The sequence below is a fragment of the Mesorhizobium sp. M7A.F.Ca.AU.001.01.1.1 genome (genome assembly GCF_004022735.1).
Classification (GTDB): Bacteria; Pseudomonadota; Alphaproteobacteria; order Rhizobiales; family Rhizobiaceae; genus Mesorhizobium; species Mesorhizobium ciceri.
In genome coordinates, this window is sequence record NZ_RZPF01001274.1 from 1 (window position 1) to 763 (window position 763).

General features: G+C 67.6%; 1 protein-coding gene. It reads left to right on the forward strand.

Annotation, left to right across the window (positions count from 1 at the left end):
* Positions 1-45: 45 nt before the first annotated feature.
* The coding region (locus EN884_RS37610) for a carbohydrate kinase family protein (protein ID WP_128361211.1) at positions 46-763 on the forward strand (718 nt) is incomplete at its 3' end.

Genomic DNA, 763 nt, shown 5'->3' on the forward strand with positions numbered 1-763 from the left:
GCCTAGCGCTTGTGCGGCTGGAATAACAAAGGTCATATCGCCGGCATGCTGAAATCCGCGAAAATACTGGCCGTAGGCGGCGCCCATATCGACCGGCGCGGCCAGGTGTCCGGCGCCTACGTGCCCGCCGCCTCCAATCCGGGCACAATGCGCGAGGATGTCGGCGGCGGCGTCTTCAACGCCTTGCGCAGTGCCGTGCGGCGCGGCGTCTCCGCGTCGCTGATGTCGGTTCGCGGCGGCGATCCCGCTGCCGACACCGTTTCGCGAGCCATTGCCGGGGCAGGCATTACCGACCTGTCGGCGGTCTTCCTCGACCGCACGACGCCGAGCTACACGGCACTGATCGACAGCGAGGGCGAGTTGATCGTCGGCTTTGCCGACATGGCGCTCTACGACCTGGCGTTTCCCAAGCAGATCAGGCGCTCCAAGGTGCGGGAGGTGATCGCCGCCGCCGACGCGATCCTGTGCGACGCCAATCTGCCCTCTTCGGCGCTGGAACGGCTGGTCGCGCTCGCTGCGGGCAAGCCGGTTTTCGCGATTGCCATTTCGCCGGCCAAGGTGGTGCGGTTGCTACCGGTGCTGAAGGAGCTTTCGCTGGTCTTCATGAACCGGCGCGAGGCCATGGCGCTGGCCGGCGTCGCCGCGAATGCCACGGAGCGCGAGGTCGTCGACGGGTTGCGATGCAGCGGCCTCGTCAGCGGCGTGGTGACGGCAGGCGGCGGGCCCATGCTGGGCTTCGATGAAGCCGGCGCCTTCTCTATCC